This window comes from Streptomyces sp. NPDC001796, assembly GCF_042892355.1.
In the GTDB taxonomy this organism is placed as follows: Bacteria; Actinomycetota; Actinomycetes; order Streptomycetales; family Streptomycetaceae; genus Streptomyces.
In genome coordinates, this window is the sequence record NZ_JBIAUC010000022.1 from 70205 (window position 1) to 89268 (window position 19064).

General features: G+C 70.0%; 19 protein-coding genes and 2 pseudogenes. 5 read left to right on the forward strand and 16 right to left on the reverse strand.

Going from position 1 to position 19064, the window contains the following annotated elements; translation table 11 throughout:
• Positions 1-1127 precede the first annotated feature (1127 nt).
• The 14 genes and pseudogenes from ACFYZE_RS30905 to ACFYZE_RS30970 form a co-directional block, all read right to left on the reverse strand.
• On the reverse strand, positions 1128-1997 hold the full coding sequence (locus ACFYZE_RS30905; protein WP_389001234.1) for a trypsin-like serine peptidase: 870 nt from the start codon (positions 1995-1997) through the stop codon (positions 1128-1130).
• Positions 1998-2225: 228 nt separating this feature from the next.
• Positions 2226-2840: a GAF domain-containing protein gene (locus ACFYZE_RS30910; protein WP_200417887.1), complete on the reverse strand. Its 615-nt coding sequence runs from the start codon at positions 2838-2840 to the stop codon at positions 2226-2228.
• Positions 2803-3378: an ATP/GTP-binding protein gene (locus tag ACFYZE_RS30915; RefSeq protein ID WP_389001237.1), complete on the reverse strand. Its 576-nt coding sequence runs from the start codon at positions 3376-3378 to the stop codon at positions 2803-2805. Before ACFYZE_RS30915 ends, ACFYZE_RS30910 begins: the two co-directional genes overlap by 38 nt.
• Before the next feature lie 25 nt (positions 3379-3403).
• Positions 3404-3790 (reverse strand): DUF742 domain-containing protein, encoded by a 387-nt coding sequence (locus ACFYZE_RS30920; protein WP_389001240.1) that lies wholly within the window; start codon positions 3788-3790, stop codon positions 3404-3406.
• Between the two features lie 3 nt (positions 3791-3793).
• Positions 3794-4186 (reverse strand): roadblock/LC7 domain-containing protein, encoded by a 393-nt coding sequence (locus ACFYZE_RS30925; protein ID WP_200417884.1) that lies wholly within the window; start codon positions 4184-4186, stop codon positions 3794-3796.
• 75 nt (positions 4187-4261) lie between these two features.
• Positions 4262-5824 carry an ATP-binding protein gene (locus ACFYZE_RS30930; protein WP_389001244.1) on the reverse strand — a complete coding sequence of 521 codons (1563 nt, stop codon included), beginning with the start codon at positions 5822-5824 and terminating at the stop codon, positions 4262-4264.
• Positions 5825-6198: 374 nt separating this feature from the next.
• The gene (locus tag ACFYZE_RS30935; RefSeq protein ID WP_389001369.1) at positions 6199-6354 is read right to left on the reverse strand and encodes a DUF6308 family protein; all 156 of its coding nucleotides are present in this window, start codon (positions 6352-6354) and stop codon (positions 6199-6201) included.
• Positions 6355-6487: 133 nt separating this feature from the next.
• A pseudogene (locus ACFYZE_RS30940) lies at positions 6488-6796 on the reverse strand (ATP-binding cassette domain-containing protein); the annotation flags it as partial.
• Positions 6793-7140 (reverse strand): winged helix-turn-helix domain-containing protein, encoded by a 348-nt coding sequence (locus tag ACFYZE_RS30945; RefSeq protein WP_389001247.1) that lies wholly within the window; start codon positions 7138-7140, stop codon positions 6793-6795. The pseudogene ACFYZE_RS30940 and the gene ACFYZE_RS30945, both read right to left, overlap by 4 nt.
• Positions 7137-7658, reverse strand: coding sequence for a hypothetical protein (locus ACFYZE_RS30950; protein WP_389001250.1), 522 nt, complete (start codon positions 7656-7658; stop codon positions 7137-7139). The genes ACFYZE_RS30945 and ACFYZE_RS30950 overlap by 4 nt, the downstream gene beginning before the upstream one ends.
• 168 nt (positions 7659-7826) lie before the next feature.
• Positions 7827-8036, reverse strand: a pseudogene (locus tag ACFYZE_RS30955) (IS5/IS1182 family transposase); the annotation flags it as partial.
• Between the two features lie 1025 nt (positions 8037-9061).
• Positions 9062-9760, reverse strand: a complete 699-nt coding sequence (locus ACFYZE_RS30960) for a hypothetical protein (protein ID WP_389001252.1) — start codon at positions 9758-9760, stop codon at positions 9062-9064.
• Between the two features lie 139 nt (positions 9761-9899).
• The gene (locus tag ACFYZE_RS30965; RefSeq protein WP_389001255.1) at positions 9900-10646 is read right to left on the reverse strand and encodes a hypothetical protein; all 747 of its coding nucleotides are present in this window, start codon (positions 10644-10646) and stop codon (positions 9900-9902) included.
• Positions 10647-10709: 63 nt separating this feature from the next.
• Positions 10710-11237 (reverse strand): RNA polymerase sigma factor, encoded by a 528-nt coding sequence (locus ACFYZE_RS30970; RefSeq protein ID WP_389001258.1) that lies wholly within the window; start codon positions 11235-11237, stop codon positions 10710-10712.
• A 106-nt stretch (positions 11238-11343) separates the two neighbouring features.
• On the opposite strand from ACFYZE_RS30970, the gene ACFYZE_RS30975 reads away from it, so the two are divergent.
• Positions 11344-12252 carry a serine/threonine-protein kinase gene (locus tag ACFYZE_RS30975; protein WP_389001261.1) on the forward strand — a complete coding sequence of 303 codons (909 nt, stop codon included), beginning with the start codon at positions 11344-11346 and terminating at the stop codon, positions 12250-12252.
• A gap of 385 nt (positions 12253-12637) precedes the next feature.
• Here the strand turns inward: ACFYZE_RS30975 and ACFYZE_RS30980 are convergent, their stop codons facing one another.
• Positions 12638-13009, reverse strand: a complete 372-nt coding sequence (locus tag ACFYZE_RS30980) for a hypothetical protein (protein WP_389001264.1) — start codon at positions 13007-13009, stop codon at positions 12638-12640.
• Positions 13010-13249: 240 nt separating this feature from the next.
• Positions 13250-13849 (reverse strand): TetR/AcrR family transcriptional regulator, encoded by a 600-nt coding sequence (locus ACFYZE_RS30985; protein WP_200423615.1) that lies wholly within the window; start codon positions 13847-13849, stop codon positions 13250-13252.
• A gap of 251 nt (positions 13850-14100) precedes the next feature.
• Here ACFYZE_RS30985 and ACFYZE_RS30990 point away from each other — a divergent pair, with 251 nt between their 5' ends.
• Genes ACFYZE_RS30990 through ACFYZE_RS31005 form a run of 4 tightly spaced genes read left to right on the forward strand, consistent with a single transcriptional unit; the run spans position 14101 to position 18935 of the window.
• Positions 14101-14676 (forward strand): (2Fe-2S)-binding protein, encoded by a 576-nt coding sequence (locus ACFYZE_RS30990; RefSeq protein WP_389001267.1) that lies wholly within the window; start codon positions 14101-14103, stop codon positions 14674-14676.
• Positions 14673-15665 (forward strand): FAD binding domain-containing protein, encoded by a 993-nt coding sequence (locus tag ACFYZE_RS30995; protein ID WP_389001270.1) that lies wholly within the window; start codon positions 14673-14675, stop codon positions 15663-15665. The genes ACFYZE_RS30990 and ACFYZE_RS30995 overlap by 4 nt, the downstream gene beginning before the upstream one ends.
• Entirely contained in the window at positions 15662-17782 is a 2121-nt protein-coding gene (locus ACFYZE_RS31000) for a xanthine dehydrogenase family protein molybdopterin-binding subunit (RefSeq protein WP_389001273.1), read from the forward strand. Before ACFYZE_RS30995 ends, ACFYZE_RS31000 begins: the two co-directional genes overlap by 4 nt.
• Positions 17775-18935 (forward strand): XdhC family protein, encoded by a 1161-nt coding sequence (locus ACFYZE_RS31005; protein ID WP_389001276.1) that lies wholly within the window; start codon positions 17775-17777, stop codon positions 18933-18935. Before ACFYZE_RS31000 ends, ACFYZE_RS31005 begins: the two co-directional genes overlap by 8 nt.
• Positions 18936-19064: the final 129 nt, after the last annotated feature.

Genomic DNA, 19064 nt, shown 5'->3' on the forward strand with positions numbered 1-19064 from the left:
ATTCTGGACTGGGCAGCACCTTAGGGCCGGGGACTGACATCGCAGAACGAATATCGTCCACGGGTTCGATCGGGAGGTTCGCCCGCACCATCCGTCCATGCGTCCGGTCGGCCTCGCGCGATCCGCGTCCGCCCGCCGCCCGGACCTGCAGGCCGGTGACACCGATCCGCCGTAGAAGTGGTCCAGTCGGCGGCGCGCTCACTGCGGGCTTGCTGCTGGGATGAGTACGCGGCGAGTCGCGCAGAACGAGTCACCCGTCGCCGTGGCTGAGGTTGCCCGGGTCTTCTGGCGTGGCCAGGATTCCAGGGCTTTCGCGGCCGGGGCCCGCACGCTCCTCGCGGGCGAGGGCAGCGATGGTGCCTCCGGCCAGGATGGGTGAGACGGCGGCCGTCGCTGAGGTGGTGGTGGACCTGGTAGGTCTCGTTCTTGGTGGCGTTGTGCACCTGAAGGCGGGGTTCGGCTCCGGGAACGAGTGCGGCGTGGTGGTCCACCCACGGCGCGCCGCCGGTCGGCGTCGTGCCGGGCGGAAGCCGGCGGCTCTGCAGGACGCGGCTGAATGGCTTCGCTGACCTTGTATCCCAGTCGGCGTAGTTCGCCGTGTACGCGTCTGAACCCCCAGCGGGGGTTGTCGGTACCGAGCTGGGTGATCAGGTCGCGGAGCTCGTCGGCTATCGGCGGGCGTCCTGGTGAGGGTGGCTGGGTCCACTTCTGCTTGACCAGGCGCTGGTGCCAGGCGAGCAAGGTGCGTGGCGAGACGATCCGTTGGCCGCGGAGTCGCTGAGGCAGGTGCCGGACGAGGGCGGCCAGCAGCGCACGATCCGGCCAGTCAGGCTTCGGCGCGGCGACCTGAGGGCGCAGCACCGCGACCTCGCGGCGCAGGATGAGCATCTCGGCGTTCTTCGCTGCGGTAGACCTGCACAGCAGGGCACGCCAGGCGAAGGTCTGTGTGGCATCAGGTAGATCATCCGTACGAGCACGAGAACGGATCAGGCCCGACCACGGACAACACCCAGGTCAACACCGGTGAAGGATTTTGGAGCGCTACGCGGCTCTGGGCCGCGAGCCCCTCCCCGGCGCGCTTCGCGGCTACGACGCTTTGCCGTGAGCGGGGTGCGGATGAGTTGGGCTCAGTCCTCGTTCTGGGCGCGTCGGTAGAGCTTGGCTATGTCGTCGTCGAAGTATGCGGCGTAGGAGACATCGTCCTGGTCGCCGCCGCCCTCGTGGCCGCCCAGGACGCCGATGACGGTGCCGGTGTGGCTCTTGGGGTTGTAGTCGGTGAGCCAGGGGCTGCCGCTGGTGCCGTCCTCGAGGTCGGTGCACTGGATGCGCAGCTGGGTGTCGCTGAACTTCGTGGTGCGGTTCTGGCATGAGATGGGGGTGTCACGGCTGGTGGGATAGCCGGTGATCTTGACCTTGTTGTCGAAGCCGCGGTTTATGCCGAGGGTGTTGCCGCCCAGGACGTCCTGGATGTTCTTGCCGTCCTTCTGGTCGAGGACGAGGAAGGCGACGTCGAGGTCCTCGTCCTGCGACGTGGCCCAGCGGTCGTCGACGACCACCTTGCTGACCTTCCACAGGCCGGTGGGTTCGTCGCCGTTGCGGTAGCCGGGGGCGAAGATGAGGTCGTTCAGCGGCTGTCCGGAGTCGGCGTCGAAGGCGCAGTGGGCCGCGGTGATCAGCATGTTCCGGCCGGGACTCTGCACCACGCTCGCCGTGCAGAAGTGGGCGCCCTTGTCGTCCTTCTCGAAGACCGCGCCGATCCGGGCGTTCTCCTCGGTCGTGCGGGGGGTGTACGCGTTGCCGTCCTCGGCCGGGGCTGTCGCGGGGAGGTCCTGGTCCTGCTCCCGCGGGGACTGGCCCGGCTCGCCGGACTTGCCGAAACCGCTGCGTGCGCTGGTTCTGGCCGCATGGGTTTCCCCCGGCGCGTCGCCCACCACTGCGGCCGCCCCGACGATGACCAGCGTCAGGGGCAGTACGGAATTCCTGACCAGCGAGCGCACAAGGTCATTATCGACGCGGGCCGGGAAATCGGGAGGTGCTTCACCATGATCCGCTGGTCTGGGCCTTGAGGAAGGCGGCCCACTCGCGCCCGCTGGGGCGGACGCCCCCTCCCAATCGCAGCTTGAACTCCGAGTTGCCGGCCGGGCCGGGCGGGAGCCGCGGTCGGGTGCTGGACGGCCGCGCCGGGGACACTCCGGGGCGGCCGCGTGCGAGTCCGACAGCGCCGGTCAGCTGCGACGGTGCGCCGACTCCTCCAGCCGCTCGACGAGTTCGGCAGCCATGGCCTTGATGGTTTCCAGCCCCTTGCGCCCCCACGGCTGTGGGTCCTGGTCGACCACGCAGATCGTGCCGAGCACCACGCCGGTGCTGTCTATCAGCGGTGCGCCCAGGTAGGACTGGACGCCGATCGCGTCGACCACCGGGTTACCGGCGAACCGCGGGAAGTCCCGGATGTCCTCCAGCACCAGCGCCCGGCGGCGCTTGACCACGTGCGGGCAGATGCCCATGTCGATGTCGCGGGGCATGACGCGGCCGGGAACCGGATCCTCCAGCAACGGCGGTCCCACGTGGACCGTGGTGTCCTGCGCGGCGCTGTACAAGCCTGCGAAGTACTGGCGGTCGGCGTCGAGGAAGAAGTTGACCCCGGCGTAGCAGCCGCCGGTACGGTGTGCCAGTTCCCGTGCGAAGGCGTCGAGTTCGGCATCCGGACGGGCATCGATGCCCAGCTCGCGCAGCCGCTCGGATCGGGCACGCACCTGTGGGTCCTCCGGGGGGAGGAGCAGGTGGCGCAGGGCGATCCCGGACTCAGGCCCGGAGGAGGGGTTGGTCGGTGTCGGTGCCATGGGAACTCCTTGTCGTGAGCAGATGCTGAATCAGTTCGAGCAGCACGCGGATGCCCGAGCTCTGGACGCGGGCGTCGCACAGCACCACCGGCACCTCCTGACTGAGGTCGAGCGCGGTCCGCACTTCCTCCCCGCGGTAGCGGTGGGCCCCGTCGAACTCGTTGACGGCAACGACGAAGGGCATGCCGCGCCGCTCGAAGAAGTCCACCGCCGCGAAGGAGTGCTCCAGCCTGCGGGTGTCGGCGAGAACCACCGCCCCGAGCGCTCCCTCGGAGAGTTCGTCCCACATGAACAAGAAGCGCTCCTGTCCGGGCGTGCCGAACAAGTACAGGACATGGGAGGGACTGAGCGTGATACGGCCGAAGTCCAGGGCCACCGTGGTGGTGGCCTTGTTCTCCACTCCGTCCAGCCGGTCCGTGGCCGCGCTGACGGCGGTCAGCATCTCCTCGGTGCTCAGCGGCTCGATCTCGCTGAGCGCGTTGACGAAGGTGGTCTTTCCCACGCCGAACCCGCCGCCGATCAGCACCTTGATGCCCACTGGCAGGACTTCGGCCGGCAGCGGGTCACAGTCGTTTGAGGAGGCCATCGCGTACCGCTTCCAGGAGGTCTCGATCAGGTCGTGCGTCGTGGCCCGGGGACGCCGGGTGCGCATCGCCTGCGACCACCGCGCCTCCCTCGGCCAGATCGGAAAGCAACACCTTGACCACGGCGGCGGGCACCTGCATCCGGGCCGCGACCTCGGCGACGCTCACCGGCCGCTCGCACAGCGCCAGCACCTGCGCATGCTCCAGGCCGAAGGCGCCCTGTGTCTGGGCGCCGGTGGCCCGCACCATGGTCACCAGCGTGAAGTGGGACGTGGCCCTGGTCCGGCCGTCGCTCACCGTGTAGGGACGGACCAGCCGCCCGGCCGCTTCGTCGACCAGCGGTCCGTCCGGGAGGACCGGCGTCATCGGTCACCCCACCGGGTGCCGGGGCGGTGTGGCCAGGTGAGGGCGCACGCTCTTCACCATCATCCCCATCTCGTAGCCCAGCACCGCCGCGTCGGCCTCGCGTCCGGCCAGCACTGCCAGCACCGCGCCGTGCCCGGCGGACGAGACGAACAGCAGCGAGGTGCTGAGCTCCGTCACGATCTGTCGTACGTCCCCGCCGTCGTCGAAGTGCCGGCCCGCGCTGCGCGCCAACGAGTACAGCCCACTGGCGAGGGCGGCCAACCGGTCCGCGGCGTCCTCGTCAAGCCCCTCCGCTGCCTTCACCAGCCCGTCCGAGGACAGCAACAGGGCGCTTCGGGTGTGCGGCACCCGGTTCACCAGACCCGTCAACAGCCAGGAAAGGTCTTCGCTCGCCACGATCGTGTAACTCCTCTTCTACGGAAGGAAACAGCTTGCTGGACGGGGCCCCGGGCCTTCAGGTCGGCTCGGCTGTCAGGGCGTCTCCGCTTCCTCGGCCCTGCGCATTCCGGTCTGGAACGCGGCCATCAGGCCCGGGTCGTGTGAGGTGTCCTCGGAGACACCGGTGCTGGGGGCCGCGTGCGGCCGTTCGGCGGCGTGGCTCTGGCGGCGGCGCTGAGGCAGCTGCGGACGGTCGTCCGCGCCGTCGGAGGGCACCGGGGCGGGCTGGGGTTCGGAATCGGACACGCGCGGATCCGCAACGACCTCCGCTGTTGCCCGGAGGTCCGCCGCCTCGGGTTCCACCGGGTCCGGCCCCGCGTCAGGGGTCGGGACGGTGTGGTGCGCGGGCGCGGGAACTGCCGGCTGCGAGCCGAGCAGTGCGCTGGGCAGCACCATGACGGCCTGAGTGCCCCCGTAGACGTTGCTCAGCAATTGCACGGCGATGTCGTGCCGCTGAGCCAGGACGGAGACCACGTACAGGCCGATCCGGCCGTCTTGCAGCAGCTCGCCGAGGGCGACCTTGTCGGGTGCACTCAACACGGTGTTCATCTGATTGCGCTCGGCCGGGGACATGCCCAGACCCCGGTCCTCGACCTCGATCGCCACCCCCGCGGCGACGGGCTCCACCCGCACGTGCACGGTGGTCTGGGGCGGTGAGAAGACCGTCGCGTTCTCCAGCAGCTCGGCCAGCAGATGGACGACGTCGACCACGGCGTGGCCGCTGACGGTTCCATCGATGGGCGGGACCAGCTTGACCCGGGCGTACTGGTCGATCTCGGCGACGGCGGAACGCAGCACGTCGGTCAGGCCGACGGGGCGGGTCCACTGGCGGTGGGTGCTCGCGCCGCCGAGCACGGCCAGGTTCTCGGCGTAGCGGCGGATCCGGGTGGACAGGTGGTCCACCCGGAACAGCCCTTTGAGCAGGTCGGGGTCCTCGACCTCGTTCTCCAGGTCGTCCAGCAGGCCGATCTCTCGGTGCACCAGGGACTCCAGGCGTCGTGCCAGGTTGGCGAACACCTCGAACTGCTCCAGCCGGGCGTTGTGTTCCGCACCGACCGCACCGGCGGCGGTCTCCAACAGGGCTGCCTCCGCCTCCTGCCGGGCCGCGGCGATCTCGAACCCGAGGCGGGAGAGTTCGTCCGGGCCGGTCTGCGGCGGCAGTTCTGGCCGGCGCCGCGCGGGCCGCTCCCCGTCCCGCAACCGGCGGCACAACAACTCCAGTTCGGCCCTGCCCTCGGCAATGGTACGGGTCAGCTCGGCCAGCTCGGCACGGTTCCGGTCGGCCTCGCGGGACAGCTCCGCCCAGTGTTTGGTGACTGCTCGTGCCTCCGCCGAAGCCCGTATGCCGGCGATCCCGGCCGCCATGGTGCCGATGAGCACCACGCCGCCGAACACCACGCCCTGGTCCGCCCCGCCCAGGTGGCCATCGCGGGCCAGGGCGGTGGCCACCGCACCGGCCACGGCGACCAGGCCCGGCGGCAGCACGGACGACAGCACCAGACGCCGCCTCAAGGCCCCGGCTCGCGACTCGGCCGTCACACGGGAGATCACGGACGACGTCGGCCGGTCGTCCGGCGACATGGAAGGATCAGGCATAACAGTCCCCGGACAGTGCGATGATCGGGCCGAACGCGCACGTTATCGCGCACCAGGACCCCGATGTCAGCCCCTGGCGCGTACAGAAATCGAACCGTTGTCCTCGAGTTCGCTTCGAAGTGCCCGTCCCAGGCGTGCGAGTGTGGAAAGGGCCACCAGCACCGGGGGCAACCTTCGTGCCCGCGGCCGTCACCAGCAGGCTGGTGCGCAATCGCCACGCCTCCACGAGGAATCCGTCGAGCAGCGAGCCGAGCGGGGCCAGCCCCATGCCGATGCATGTCCCCCTGCGCCCGATCCGCCAGCAGAGCCTGGGCCCCAGCGGGATCACCGGTCCCACGGATCCGCCGCGCGAGAGGACCGGACGGCACTACGGTTCAGCTCGCCGAGGTCTGACGCCGTTGTGCTTGATGCGTCCAGGCGATGGCGTCGAAGACGCGCAGGACGATGTCCTCGCCGATACCGGCCTTGTGACGGAGACGGATCAACTGATCGCAGAGGGCGCCGTTGCCGGCCCGAAGCGCTGCTGTCAGCGCCGCCCTGAAGGGCTGATCCGTCCGCGGGCGCTCGAAAAGGCGGGCACGGCATGCGCGTCAGCGGCTGCTCAGGCACTGTGCCCATGCGACCTGAATCCCCGGCGGCGCATTGCCTTTCCTGGCTATGGCCCCAGCTGCGGTGGTCGCGCCACGATTGGAGCACCAGGCCGATCCGGCCGCGCCAGGCGTCGTCGGCGTGCGCCGGGTCCTTGCCAAGGACCCGGACCTCGCCGGCGGAGCGCTGCCGGAAGCCCTCCAGGATTTCGACGGTGGTGGTCTTCCCCGCGCCGTTGGGGCCGAGTAAAGCGAAGATCTCTCCGCGGTGGATGTCCAAATCGACGCCTTTAAGCACCTCGGTGCTGCCGTACGACATCCGCAGCTCCCGTGCGAAGACGACTGGTTGGCGAGAGTCGGCGGCTGTGGTGGGGGTGCTGGTCATCGGCTCGTCTCCGCGCGCTGCTGTTCGGGTGCCGTCTGCTGCGCCGCGGGGCCCGCGCCCTCGACAATGGCGCGGAGAGCGGCGACATGGCCTTCGAAGGCGGTACGCCCGCGGGCCGTCAGCCGTACCTTGGTGCGGCGTTTGCGCCCGCCGCCCTCCTTGCGGATCTCCAGATAACCGGCCTCCTCCAGGGTGTGCAGCTGCTTGGAGAGCGCGGAGTCGCTGAGCGAGAGACCGTCGCGGATGAACGAGAAGTCGGCCCATTCCGTGGCGGACAGCAGGGCCACAATCGACAACCGGGTGGAGGGATGGATCAGTTCATCGAAGCCCGTTGGGGTACTCATAGGCCCGCCTCCTCGTCAATGGCTTGTGTGGCGTGGCCGCGCAGCGCGCGTTCGCGGAGTGTGCTGACCGCCCAGCGGTTCGCCGGGCCGGTGAAGAGGACGAACACGGCAGCCCCGACGGTCGCTGTGATCAAGCTGGGGCAGGGCAGGGCGAGTGAGTCCGCCAGGTGGTCGGCGAGCAGGATCGTGCCGCCGGTGAGGCACCCGCCCGCGATGAACGTGGCGAAGCTGCGCCAGCTGTACCGGGAGCGGTGCAGCCGCATCCGGGCGCGGCGGCTGTAGACGACGGCCAGGGAACCCAGGACGCCGACATAGGCAGCGAGCGTCAGCCACAGGCCCCACGCCGGGAGCTTGAGCCCCATGCTGGCAATGAAGACCCACATGACCGCGGCCGTCATGTAGGTCGCCTTGGGATCACCGTGCGCGCATCGCTCGATCTCGTCGTACACCCGCTCCTGCGGCACCCGGATCCGCTGGAGATCCTGCCAGGCCCGCTCGGCATCCACCGGTGTGGTCATGCCATCGCCTCCCCGAAGACGTTGCTGGACCGCCGGGCGCGCCGGACCGATCAGGCCGGGCCGCCCCACGTTTACTTGCCTACTAGGAAAGTTAGCGCCGACTTTCTCAGTAGGCAAGTCGAAGGGGGGTCCCATCGCACCCCTGCTGGTCAGAAGCTCTTAGAACTCCTAACAAAGTGAGAGGTTGACCAGTCGGCGCCAGCAGATGATGCCGCAGGCCAGACTGAGGAACGCTTCGTGGATGTCGTCGCGGATTTCCCAGCGGATGCGTAACCGACGGAACCAGTGCCGCAGCGCGAAGCTCTGCTCGACCACCCACCGGTGGACGCCCAGACCTGAGCCGGGGTCGGTGCCGCGACGGGCGATGACGGGGGTGATCGCCACGATCAACCCGGCCATCGCCGCCCTGATCCGCGATGCCGGCGATCCCGCGCTCGACGACCGCATTCACACCCTGCGCACCGAGCTCGACGTCGCCGGCCTCACCTCCATGGCACGCACCCTCGAACTCGCCGCGGCGTTCCGCCAAGCCGTCCTCGAGGACCACGACGCACTTGCCGCCACCTCTCCCGGCTGCGCGAGCAGACCCAGAACGGGGACTACGCCTACTACATCGACATCGGCTCCTTCATGGCCGACCTCCCCTCCCCGCCAGCCACACCGCGCCGCACTGGCTGGATGGCGAACAGGCAACCCGCACCCTATGGCGCCCTCGTCACCACCCGCCAGCACCACCTCCACCGGTAACAGCAGAGGGGACGCGCCGCCGCCCCGCGCGCCAACGTCCGACCAGCACACACGGCTGCGGCCCGCGAACAGGCCAGGTGTTCGCGGGCCGCAGCTTCAGGAGCACCAGAGGCAAGGAGAGAAGCCGTGCCCCGCAGTCCCGACGACGACGTGCCTCGCCGTATGAGCAATTCCGATACGCAGCTCAGTGCCGATCAGCAGCAGGCCGCCATCAATGACCGGACGACGCTGCGCGGCGGCGTGTGCACCGGCAATCCGACACGTCGGCGTCAGCTCACAGCCACAACCGTGGGCACCCACCCTCGTGTCGCGGAGGGTGGCACCCGAGCGGGCCGGGAGCGTGTGTCCGGCCTGACGAAGGCCGCGGAGGCGAGGCCGTCCGGAGACCGGCGACCGCGCGAGCACGACGCCCGTTCCGCCCGGAGGAGATGCGCCGGAAGGCTGCACCCTTCTCGCCCGCGACGGGGTGCACGAGAGCGTCCGAGCGTGGACAGGGACCCACGTCGCCACTGTTCGTCACCTACGACCGGTCTCGCCTCCACGGATTCCGGCCACTCCGCCGTGCCCCCGGACGGCGCAGCGCCCGCCATTCCTCCCTGGTGCACGCCGCGAGGAATGGTGGGACGCCGCAGGAAGTGCGCCGTGGCGGAGCGGGATCAGTCGGCCAGCCGGTTGATGGCGGCGGCAGCGATGCCTTCCATGTAGCCGGGGTCGTCGCTGGGCTGACCGGAGAGTTCGACGATGCCGAACCTGTGACCGCTGCGGATGACCGCGACACCGCCGGCGGCCCCGCCGTCACCGCTGAAGGCCGGGTACCACCTGCCCTCGCCGGCCTTGACGGTGATCGTGTGCCCCTTGCCGTAGTACCAGTGACCAGCCGGCTCGACCTGGCAGCTGCGCACCAACTCGTTGAGCTGCTTCTCGTACGAGGCCGCCGACGTATCGGTGGAACCGTCTGCGACGGATTCGGTCAGCAAGGTGTCCTTGGTGTCGAAGGTCCAGGTCACGTCGGCATAGGCGCCGGCCTTCCCTTTGGTCAGCATTCGCATCGTCTCCTCGCCGGAACACGCCGAGAGAGCCTGCTTCCCGGTCATGTCCACCGTCGCGCCGACCGGGGAGAGGCCCTGCTGGAAGAAGTCGTCGCGCTGGATCAGGTTGTCGGCGCCGAGGCGGGGCTCGGCAGGAGTGGCTGTGGGCGCGGCTGCCGGCCGGTTCGGCAAGCCCGTGTCCCCGCCGGCGGCAGCGGGATGTGCGCCGATACCGACCGCGAGCAGGGCCGCACCGATGGAGGCTGCTACTCCTGCGGTACGACCGCGGCGCGAGAACTTCTTGCTGGCAGCTTGGTTGTCGAACATCTCATCCCCCTGTGTGGTCACAATGCGGCTTGGGTTCTCGTACACCCAGGGAGATGCACGGGGTACTGCAGATGTTGGACAGCGGTCTGCTGCGATCGGTGTGATCCGCCTCACCTCTGTCAGCGAGATCGGGGTGGTCTCAGAGCTGTGTGACGGCCGCACGGACGATCCGCGTCATCGCGGCCGTGTCCAGGCAGGCGTCGACCTCCAGGACCCCGTAGTGGGAACCGTTCCGGAGTACGGCGATGCCTCCGCACGGCTCCTTGCCCTGTGGTGCGGTCCCTGCGGTGTTCAGGTCACCGTCGTAATAACCCATCCAGCTCGCGGCGATACCCCGAGCCACATCGATCGTGTGCGTCGGCCCGTAGACCCAGTGGGTGGCCGGTTCGTTCTGGCACGGCACTTCCTCCAGAAGGAGGCGCTGGAAGAAGTTCTGGGCCAGTGCCGGGCTTCCGGCGTCGGCGGCGACTTCGCGCGCGACCTGTTCGTCGATGTTCACCGCCAGAGTGGGGTCGCTGTGGTCCGCGTGCGTGGTCGTCATCAACCCGCGGAAGTGTGCGTCCGACCTCCCCAAGGTCTGGTCGAGGGTCTTCTCCCCGGCGCAGGCCGCGTTGGCGTAGTGACCGTCTCCCACACGATCCCGTACGTAGATGTGCTTGGAGAACCCGACCTTCCTGAACTCGGCCGCCGCCAACAAGTGCCGGTCCGTCATGGGTCCGCCGGCGGGCTTCGGCGCGTCGGAGCCGTTACCCGGCGAGGACGGCACAGCGCCCGGCGTCACTGCCCGAGTGGTCGGAACAGAGCGAGCGGGCAGGACGAACCGGCCGGTCAGCAGGCCGAGCCCGACGGCCACCGAAAGAATGACCACGATCGTCCGAGCTCGCACGGCAGCACCTCCCGGCTCCTACTCAAGCTGAAATGCCGGTTGACACCGGAGCGTTGAAATGTCTCAGAAGCCGCCGCCGAGGCGGTCCCGCATGAAGCGGCGAGCCTGGTGGATGCGGTCCTTGACCGTGCCCAGGGGAGCGCCGGTGATCTCAGCGACCTGAAGATAGGTCAGGTCTCCGAGATCGCGCAGCACGAAGGATTCCACCAGGGCCGGATGCCGCTCCTCGAGCGCGGCCAGCGACTCCATGAGATCCAGGCGGGTGCCCGCGATGACGCTTGTCGTTCGAGGGTCGACGCCCTCGGGAAGGACCGCGTGACTGTCCTCCGCGCGCCGGCGCATCGAGCGGTACGTGGCCCTGGCGGCGTTCGAGGCGATCACTGTCACCCACCCGAGGAACGAGCCCCGTCCGCTGTACTCCTGCAGATGTGTGCTGATGGACAGCAGAGCGTCCTGCGCGGCCTCTTCGGCGTCGGCGTGGTGCGGCAGGAACCTGGAGCAGCGGCGCATGACCGTGGGGCGAAGCTTGACAAGGAGGCGGTCCAAGGACGCCCGGTCACCTGCCCGGGCGGAGGCCACGAGCTGTGCCATTTCGTCCTCGTCGACCACCTTGCTGTCCCCCGTTCTCGTCCGACCTGAAGTCCGCCTGGCCACACCGCGGTTCCCGGCCCCGGCGCATCCGGCAGAATATTGCCACATGCAGAAGCTGGGCCGTTATCTCCTCGAGAACAGGCTGGGAGCCGGTTCGTTCGCCACCGTCTGGAAGGCATACGATCCGGAGCTCGACACGGACGTCGCGGTCAAGGTGCTGGCCGACAACTGGGCGTCGAACGCCGATGTACGGGAACGATTCCTGGCGGAGGCGAGGCTGCTCCGCAAGATATCCAGCCCACGTGTCGTACGCGTTCACGACGTCGGTGTCCAGGACGACCGGCCCTACTTCGTCATGGACTACGTCCGGGGCGGCACGCTGGCCGAGAAGATCGGGCACTGCCTGCCCGCGGAGGCACTCCATCTGGCAGCCGAAGCCGGATACGCGGTTCAAGTGCTTCATGACACAGGCGTCGTCCACCGCGACATCAAGCCGTCGAACCTCCTGCTCGACACCGGCCGCACGCCCACTGCCGTACTTGTCGCAGACCTCGGCAGCGCGAAGCGACTCGCTGACGCGTCGGGGTTGACCGTGACCACCGGCACTCCGGCGTACATGGCGCCCGAGCAGGCTTTCCAGACAGGCGGGTTCGATGGTCGAGCCGACGTGTACGCCCTCGGTATCGTGACGTTCGAGCTATTGACCGGCAGGAAGCCGTTCGGTTTGGGCGGTCGTCTCACCCCCACACCAGAGCAGGCATCGACGTCTTCGCCGCCAAGGATTCCCAGGGAGCTCGGGGTTCCGAACGGCGTCGACACACTTCTTCGTGCCGCGCTGTCCGTCGATCCCGAGGACCGACCGCAGACCGCTCAGGCGTTCGCGGACGCGCTGCTGTCACGGGGAGGAGGGGAGTGGGCGCCGGCCACGTCTTCGCGGCCGACACGCCTTGCGGTTTCGCTTGCGGCGGTCGTCGTGTACTTGGTGACAGCGGTGCTGACCTGGTTGGTTCGCTGAACGCGGATTCCCCGTCGGCGTGCAGATCCGAAGAGCAGGCGAACATGCCGTTTCCGAACACTGTCGCAGGTCCGGCGTACGCCTGCTGTTCACGTTCGGCGAAGGCGCGCTATCGGCCGCCAGGTGAGGTCAGGCAGGCCGTGCGCCTGTGTCCTGTCCGGCGGCGCGGCAGGCGGGATAGATGACCTGGGCGTGGGCCCCGTATCTGACGGTGAGCACCTGGCTGCGCGCGCAGTATCTCTACTTCAGAAAAAGGGGAGGACAAAGGCCCGGCACCGTGTCTCATGCGGTGACCGGGCCGGGTTCCTGAGCCAGGGGCTTCGGTTCGGGGGAGATGGCTGTATGGAAATCTTGCTTTCAGCCAGGTCCTGGGCCGAGGCCGGGGTCAGCGGTTCGGCTTACCTTTCTTGCTCCTGGCGGCGGCTGATCGCGCGAGCGCGGCAACCGACGCGATGTATTGCCGGACGTCCTCCTGGAAGGCAGGGGCGGCTTGTCTTGTCCAGAAGTCGAAGTACTCCTGGACCTGTCGGTGGAGTTGCTCGGGCTGTGGTGGGCCGGAGACTTGGAGGGTCACTTGGTTCCCCACGTCCAGCAGTTCGAGCGGGCGTGCGAGTCCGTCGTAGGCGGCCACGATGTCGTCGACGAAGTCTGGTTCGACTGCCAGTTGGATATCACGGTCGGACTCGCAGACGGTGAGCCACTGGTCATCGTCGATGAGGATGACCGGCCAGGTGGGCCGGTTGCCGGTTTCCTGCACGCCTACCACCTCCCCTGCCACGGCCTGTGGTTGCCGATGGCCAGTCGATGGCATGGGAGTACCGGCTGTGGAACAAGGATCGCGATGTTTGTCTGGCCTGTGCGGGTGTCGGTAAGGGGCGGAATCTCGCGGGTTGCGGGGGTTGGTGACGGTGAGAAGCTCGCTGTCGTGTCCTGGGGAATTGATGGTGGATGGGGCTGTCGGGCGGGCAAGTCCCGCCGTACGTCGTAGGCGGCGGCGCTACGGCTGAGGCTTCTGCGGCGCTGCCCCCGGCGCCCCCACGCGCAACCCGTCCATCACCAGGTCGAGTAGCCGTGTGGCGCGTGGCTGCCAGTCGTCGTACGCGGCGAGCTGCCACAGGCCGGCGATCGCGAGCAGGAAGTCCTCGGGGGTCACCCCCGGGCGTATCGTGCCGGCCTCCTCGTTCGCCTTCAGCAGGAGCGCGACGGCCGAGGTCATGGGGCCGCGGCTCAGGTTCATCAGGGTGCCACCCGCGGTGGTGGCCTTGCTCAGCGCCTCGGCGAGGCCCGCCTTGGCCAAGGCGTACCGGGGGAGCCGGTCCATCCACTCGCGCAGGGCCTGGTCCGGAGCTCGGGTCTGCAGCAGGTGGGCCGCGGCGTCGGCCACCTGCTGCACCTCGTAGCGGTAGACCTCCAGCACGAGCGCCTCGCGGCTGGGGAAGTTGCGGTAGAAGGTCCCCTGCCCGACACACGCCTTCTTCGCGATCGCGCTGAGCGGGGCGTCCGCCGAACGGGTCAGTTCCTCCAGCGCCACGGCCAGGATGCGCTCGCGATTCCGTTGCGCGTCCGAGCGCAGGGGGCCGTCCTTCTTCTGTTGCACCCATCCTCCTTCCGGAATCGCCGCCGGGCTCCGCCGTGGCAGTCGCGGCCGGACCACCCTTGCTAAGCGGACAACTGTCCACTAGGTTCATTCGTAACGGACAGCTGTCCGCTTGGACTCACGATAGCGGCAGTCGCGGCCTTTGTGGATGGCCGGAACCATGCGGCGACCGGGATTCCCCCGCCCGCCCCACGTCCGAGGATCGTCCGTACGACTTCTACGCGCACCACGAACGTGAAAGAAGGCTGACCATGGCCCCATTGACGTCCAGCGCCATCACGCTCAACGTCAACGGTGAGAAGTACACGCTGCCCGTCGACCACCGCACCACCCTGCTCGACGCCCTGCGCGAGCGTCTTGATCTGACCGGTACGAAGAAGGGCTGCGACCAAGGTCAGTGCGGCGCCTGCACAGTGCTGGTGGACGGCCGACGGGCCCTGTCCTGCCTGCAGTTGGCGGTGGCCACCGAGGGCCGTGAGGTCACCACCATCGAAGGTGTGGCCGACGGTGACACCCTGCACCCGGTGCAGCAGGCGTTCCTCGACCTCGACGGTTTCCAGTGCGGCTACTGCACTCCGGGGCAGATCTGCTCGGCCATCGCGGTGATCGAGGAACACGCCGCCGGCTGGCCGAGCGCGGCGACCGCCGACGTGCGCCCCGAGGCGGGAACGTCCCCGCTCACCCCCGAGGAGATCCGTGAGCGGATGAGCGGCAACCTGTGCCGCTGCGGCGCCTACGTGTCCATCGTCCAGGCGGTCGCGCGGGCGGCGCAGGCCGATGCTGACGGAACCACTGAGACCACCGAGACCGAGGAGGCCGCGGCGTGAGGGAGTTCGGCTATCAGCGGGTCTTCGACGTCCACGGGGCGGTCGCCCTGCTCGGCGCCGACCCGGACGCACGCTTCCTCGGCGGCGGCACCAATCTCGTCGACCTGATGAAGGCAGGCGTGGAGCGGCCCGCCCGCCTCATCGACGTGCGTGAACTGCCCCTGGACGGGATCGAGTCGACGCCGGACGGCGGACTGCGCATCGGTGCGACCGTCACCAACAGCGATCTCGCCGCCCACCCCGAAGTGCGGCGACGCTACCCGGCGCTGACGCAGGCCGTCCTGGCCGGCGCCTCGGGCCAGCTGCGCAACATGGCGACCGTGGGCGGAAACCTGCTCCAGCGCACCCGCTGCGGTTACTTCACCGACCTGACGAAACCGTGCAACAAGCGTGTCCCCGGCAGCGGTTGTCCCGCCGTCGAGGGCGAACACCACAACCACGCGATCCTCGGCGCCTCCGAGCACTGCGTGGCCACGCATCCCTCGGACATGGCGGTGGCGCTCACCGCGTTCGACGCAGTCGTCTCGTACGAAACGGCGGACGGGCCGGGGGAATCGGCGCTCGCGGAATTCTATCTGCCCGTGGGCGACACCCCGCATCTGGAGACCGCCCTGCCGCCGGGCGCGCTGATCACCGCCGTCACGCTCCCGCCGAACCCGGTCGCGGCCAACTCCCGCTACCGCAAGGTGCGCGAGCGCGCCTCGTACGCCTTCGCGATCGGCTCCCTCGCCGCCGCGCTGGACGTCCAGGACGGCGTCGTACGAGACGTGCGTCTCGCCCTCGGAGCGGTGGCGTCCCGGCCGTGGCGGGCCCGCAAGGCCGAGCGGCTGCTGACCGGAGGCCCGGCGACGGCCGAGGCGTTCGCCGCCGCCGCGGACGCCGAACTGGAAGCCGCCGAAACGCTGCCGAAGAACGGATACAAGGTGCCGCTGACGCGCAATCTCGTCGTGGCCGTGCTGACCGAACTCGCCGAGGAGTCCGCCCGATGACCACGACCACCCCGGCCGCCGCGGTCACGAAGGCCGTCGGCACCGCGCACACCCGCGTGGAGGGCGTCGCCAAGGTCACCGGCGCGGCCCGCTACGCGGGAGAGGTCCCGTACCCCGAACTCGCCCACGGCTGGATGGTGTTGTCCACCGTCGCCCGCGGCCGGATCCGTTCGGTGCAGGACGCCCGGGTCCTGGAGATGCCCGGCGTCGTCGCCGTCCTGCACCACGGCAACGCCCCCAGGGTCGACGGGAACTACGCGGGCCCGTTCGGGCCGCCCGACCCGATCCTTCAGCCCCTCCAGCACGACCGGGTGCCGTATGTCGGCTGGCCGGTGGCGCTGGTCGTGGCCGAGACCTCCGAGCAGGCCAGGGAGGCGGCCGAGGCCCTGGTCGTCGAGTACGACGTGGAGCCGCACGACGTCGAGTTCCACGCCGGGCGCCCCGACGCGTACCTGCCGGAGGGCCCCACGACGGAGATGTCGAAGGGAGACCTGGAGGCCGAACTCGCCGCGTCCGCCGTCGTCGTGGACGCCGAGTACAGCACGCCGGAGGAGCACCACTGCCCGATGGAGCCGCACGCGGCGACCGCGCGCTGGGAGGACGGCCGGCTCGAGGTGGTCGACTCCAACCAGGGCAGCAGGTTCGTGGCGGACGAGCTCGCCCAGATCTTCTCCCTCGACCCCGGCTCGGTACGCGTACTGTCCGAACACGTCGGCGGCGCCTTCGGAGCCAAGGGCACCCGCCCGCACCTGGTCCTCGCCGCGATGGCGGCGACCGTTCTGCACCGGCCGGTCCGGGTCGTCACCACCCGTCGCCAGATGTTCTCCCTGACCGGCTACCGCAGCCCCACCGCACAGCGCGTCCGGCTCGGCGCCGACGCCGACGGACGGCTGCGCGCGCTCGACCACCAGGGCGAGTGCCTCACCTCCACCAACCACGAGTTCGTCGAGCGCAGCGCCGACTACGGGCGTTCGATGTACGACGCCGACGCGCACCACACCGTCAACCGTGTCGTACGGCTCGACGTGCCGACCCCCACCTATATGCGTGCGCCGGGCGAGGCGCCGGGCTCGTTCGCGATGGAGTCCGCGCTGGACGAACTTGCCGAGAAGTGCGGCCTCGACCCGATCGTGCTGCGCGCCCGCAACGAACCGGACGCCGGCCCCCTCTCCGGCCTGCCGTTCAGCAGCCGCAACGTCCTCGCCTGCTTCGAGGAGGGCGCCCGCAGGTTCGGCTGGGCGGACCGCGACCCGCGCCCCGGCGTGCGCCGCGAGGGCCGCTGGCTGCTGGGCACCGGCACCGCCGCGGCCACGTTCCCCGTACTGGTCGCCCCGTCGACGGCGGCCGTGACGGCGGAGGCGGACGGCACCTTCACCGTACGGATCACCGCGGCGGACGTCGGGACCGGGGCGCGCACCGCGCTGACCCTGGTCGCCGCGGACGCGCTGGAGGTGGCGCCCGAGCGCATCCGGGTGCGGATCGCGGACAGCGACTTCGGCCAGGCGATCCTGGCCGGCGGCTCGATGGGCACCCGTTCCTGGTCCTGGGCGATCGTGGCCGCGGCAGCCGACCTACGGGAGCGGCTGGCACTCGTGGACGGCATTCCGCCGGAGGGCATCACGGCGCGCTCGAACACCGCCGAGGCCATCGGCAGGCTGACGAGCAAGGAGCGGTACTCCTTCGGCGCGCAGTTCGCCGAGGTCGCCGTCGACGTCACCACCGGCGAGGTCCGGGTACGGCGGATGCTCGGGATGTTCGCGGCGGGCCGGATCGTCAACCCGCTGACCGCGCGCAGCCAGTTCGTCGGCGGCATGGTCTGGGGCCTGTCCATGGCGCTCCACGAGGAGGCGGTCCGGGACCGGGCCACGGGTGGACACGTCGGCGCGGACTTCGCGAACTACCACTTCGCCGCGAACGCGGACGTCCCCGTCATCGAGGCGGACTGGGTGGACGACCCCGACCCGGACGACCCGGTCGGCATCAAGGGCATCGGCGAGATCGGGATCGTGGGAGCCGCGGCGGCGATCGCCAACGCGGTCTGGCACGCGACCGGCGTACGCCACCGGCACCTGCCCATCCGGCCCGACCGCGTCCTGATGGCCGGCCGAGATGCTTGACATCGCAATCGAACTGCACCGGTGGGCGGCCGAGGGCCGTGACTTCGCCGTGGCCACGGTGGTGGCCGTCGGCGGCAGCGCTCCCCGCCCGCCGGGCGCGGCGCTCGCCGTCGACGCCGACGGCACGGCTGTCGGCTCGGTCTCCGGCGGCTGTGTGGAGGGCGCGGTGTACGACCTGTGCGTCCAGGCGCTCCAGGACGGCCGCGCGGTACGGGAACAGTTCGGCTACAGCGACGAGGACGCCTTCGCGGTGGGCCTGACCTGCGGCGGGGTGATCGACGTCCTGGTCACCCCGGTCCGTGGGGACGCGCCGTACCGGCGGGTGTTCGAGGCGGCGCTCTCGGCCGCCGCCGGTGGGGAGACGGCCGCGGTCGCCCGCGTGGTCCGGGGCCCGGACGAACTGCTCGGCCGCCCACTGCTGGTCCGCGCCGACGGGGCGTACGAGGGCGGTCTCGGCGGCGATCCGCGGCTGGACCGGACGGCGGCCGCCGAGACCCGCGCGCTGCTGGACGCCGGTCGCACCGGCACGGTCGACGTCTCGGAGGACGGCTCGCACTGCCCGGGCGGTGTGACGCTGTTCGTCGAGTCCAGTGTTGAACCGCCCCGCATGATCGTCTTCGGGGCGATCGACTTCGCGGCGGCGCTCGTGCGGACGGGCAAGTTCCTCGGCTACCACGTGACCGTCTGCGACGCCCGCTCCGTCTTCGCCACCCGGGCCCGCTTCCCCGAGGCCGACGAGATCGTGGTCGACTGGCCGGACCGCTATCTGCGCAGCACCGGGACCGACGCCCGCACGGTCCTGTGCGTGCTCACCCATGACGCCAAGTTCGACGTCCCGCTGCTGGAGGAGGCGCTGCGGCTGCCGGTCGCGTTCGTCGGCGCCATGGGCTCGCGCCGCACCCACGAGGACCGCAACCGGCGGCTGCGCGAGGCGGGTGTCACCGAGGAGGAACTGGCCCGTCTGCACTCCCCGATCGGCCTCGACCTGGGTGCCCGTACGCCGGAGGAGACCGCCCTGTCCATCGCGGCCGAGATCGTCGCGGCGCGCCGGGGCGGGTCGGGCATACCGCTGACCGGCGCACCGACCCCGATCCACCACGACCGCCCCGAAGGCCCCGGTCGGGTGACCGCACTGACGTCGGCAGCCGGATGACCTCCTTATTGGAGGTCCTGCGCCGCGGCCGAGCGGCGTCAGGCGTCCGCGGGGCCGAAGGAGGGGCATCGGCGGGGGAAGGGCGCAGGCCACGGCGTGCGTGACGCGCGGGGTTGAAGGCGGCGCCTG